At 69.6% G+C, this 2,382-nt stretch carries 4 protein-coding genes; 1 reads left to right on the forward strand and 3 read right to left on the reverse strand.

Annotation, left to right across the window (positions count from 1 at the left end):
• The 3 genes from A612_RS08150 to lptM all read right to left on the reverse strand — a co-directional run.
• A partial coding sequence (locus A612_RS08150; protein WP_040436362.1) for an oxygen-binding di-iron domain-containing protein occupies nt 1–382 on the reverse strand: 382 nt, incomplete at its 3' end.
• A gap of 67 nt (nt 383–449) precedes the next feature.
• On the reverse strand, nt 450–1,745 hold the full coding sequence (lysA, locus tag A612_RS08155; RefSeq protein WP_019374011.1) for a diaminopimelate decarboxylase: 1,296 nt from the start codon (nt 1,743–1,745) through the stop codon (nt 450–452).
• Nucleotides 1,742–1,948, reverse strand: coding sequence for an LPS translocon maturation chaperone LptM (gene lptM / locus A612_RS18155; protein WP_075807029.1), 207 nt, complete (start codon nt 1,946–1,948; stop codon nt 1,742–1,744). The genes lysA and lptM overlap by 4 nt, the downstream gene beginning before the upstream one ends.
• Before the next feature lie 15 nt (nt 1,949–1,963).
• On the opposite strand from lptM, the gene cyaY reads away from it, so the two are divergent.
• A complete protein-coding gene (cyaY, locus tag A612_RS08160) occupies nt 1,964–2,299 on the forward strand; it encodes an iron donor protein CyaY (protein WP_019374012.1) in 336 nt (111 codons plus the stop codon).
• The last annotated feature ends 83 nt before the right edge of the window (nt 2,300–2,382 follow it).

Raw genomic sequence — 2,382 nt, forward strand, 5'->3', positions numbered from 1 at the left:
CGCCACTGTCGGGCACGCCGATCACCCGGTGCTCGGTCTTGCCGGGCTTGGTGAAGTGCGGCACGAAGCGCTCCCACACGCGCGAGATCACCAGCTGGGCGGAGGTGCTGGTGAGCCAGCGGTCCAGCGAGGCGATGATGTCCGGGTCGGCGTGCGAGGCGATCAGGTAGGAGAGCTTGTGCGGCGCGAAATGCCGGGACATGCCCATGAACAGCTCGTTGAAGGCGAGGTTGCCGCCCGGGTCGATGATCGCCCCGGTGCCGCTGTCGACGATCAGGAACTGGTTGGCCTGCACGGCCTGGCCGTCTTCCTCGACCAGGTCGGAGAACATCAGACAGGCGTGGTTCCTGTCGCGGTACAGCTCTAGGGGTTCAGCGGACATGGAGGGACTCGTGCAGCGGGAAAGCTGCAATGGTAGGGATGCGGGAAGGGGTATTGCTTGATCGACGTCAAGCCCGGTCGCCCTGGAGCAGGTGTTCGTTCTCGAACAGCTGCGCCACGCGCTCGCGCGAGCGGATCAGGTGGGCCTGGCTGCCGTCGACCAGCAGTTCGGCCGGACGGGGCCGGCTGTTGTAGGTGCTGCCCATGCTGGCACAGTAGGCGCCGGCGGACAGCACCGCCAGGTGCTCGCCCGGGGCGATCGCCAGTGGCCGGTCGCGGCCCAGCCAGTCGCCGCTCTCGCACACCGGGCCGACCACGTCGTACACCACCGGCTCGCGCCGCGCATCCGGTCGCTCCAGCGGGACGATGGCGTGGAAGGCCTGGTACATCGCCGGGCGCGGCAGGTCGTTCATGGCAGCATCGACGATGCAGAAGTTCTTCTGCTCGCCCGGTTTCAGATAGAGCACTTCCGTCAGGCACACGCCGGCGTTGCCCACCAGCGAGCGGCCCGGTTCGATCATCAGGCGCCGCCCGCCATGGCCGCGCGCATCCAGCCGGGCCAGCAGCCTGGCCCACAGCGCATCGGCCGCCGGCGGCACCTCGCCGTCGTAGTTGATGCCGAGCCCCCCGCCGAAGTCGAGGTGGCCGATGGGAATGCCCGCCGCCTCGATCGCCTCGACCAGGTCGAGCATGCGGTCCATGGCGTCGAGGTAGGGCGCTTCCTGGGTGATCTGCGAGCCGATGTGGCAGTCGATGCCGGCCACGCGCAGGCCGGGCAGGCCGGCGGCGCGCTGGTAGACGGCGAGGGTGCGCTCGTGGGCGATGCCGAACTTGTTGCCCTTGAGGCCGGTGGAGATGTAGGGGTGCGTGCGGGCGTCCACGTTCGGGTTGACGCGGATGCTGACCGGCGCGCGCAGGCCCATGGACAGCGCGACCTCGTTGAGCACTTCCAGCTCGGCCTCGCTTTCCACATTGAAGCAGCCGATGCCGGCCTCCAGGGCCTGGCGCATCTCGGCGCGGGTCTTGCCCACGCCGGAGAAGATGACCTTCGCCATGTCGCCGCCGGCCGCCCGCACGCGCTCGAGCTCACCGCCCGAGACGATGTCGAAGCCACAGCCCTGGCGCGCGAACAGCTGCAGCACGGCCAGCGAGGAGTTGGCCTTCATGGCATAGCAGATCTGGACCTCGCGGCCCGCAAAACCGCGCCGGTAGGCCTCCAGCGCCGCCAGCATGGCGGCTTGCGAATAGACGTACAGGGGAGTCCCGTGCTGCGCGGCGAGATCCGAGAGGCGGCAGTCTTCCAGGTACAGGGAGGGGCCGCGGTAGTGCAGCTGCGGTTGGCCGGGCAGGGGCGAAGGAATCATGAAGAGGGAGGCGGGAGGGAAGGGGCAGGCGCGGTGGGCGCGCCGCGGTCGGGGCGCAAGGTCTGCGGCAGGGTGGCGCGCCCGGAGGCCGCCGCCTCGGTGGGCAGGTACAGCGGGCCGCGCTGGCCGCAGGCGCCCAGCAATGACACTGCGCAGACTGCTGGCAAGAAGCGGCTGACTAGAATGCGGCGGCCTTGGGACATGCGCAAATTGTAGTGATGACCGACCTTGAATACCTGGACCGCGCCGAGCGGCTGCTGATGGCCGTGGAGAGCCACTGCGACCGCATCAACGAAGAAACCGATTGCGACCTGGACACGCAGCGCAGTGGCGGGGTGGTCACCATCACCTTCGCCGACCGCAGCCAGATCATCATCAACCTGCAAAAGCCGCTGCACGAGGTCTGGATGGCGGCCCGCTCGGGGGGCTACCACTACCGCCTCGAGGGCGAGCGCTGGGTCGACACCAAGGGCGGGCTGGAGTTCTTCGCCGCCCTGAGCCGCGACGCGAGCGCGCAGGCCGGCCAGCCCCTGCACTTCGCCCCCTTGCCGTAGCCGCGGGCGCGGCCGCCCCTCACTGGCGGAACAGGTCCAGGATCCGGTTGCGCTCCTCGACCGGCGGCGGCGCCGGCGGCACG

Origin of the sequence: Melaminivora alkalimesophila, from assembly GCF_000282995.1 — a bacterium.
GTDB classification, from domain to species: Bacteria; Pseudomonadota; Gammaproteobacteria; order Burkholderiales; family Burkholderiaceae_C; genus Melaminivora; species Melaminivora alkalimesophila.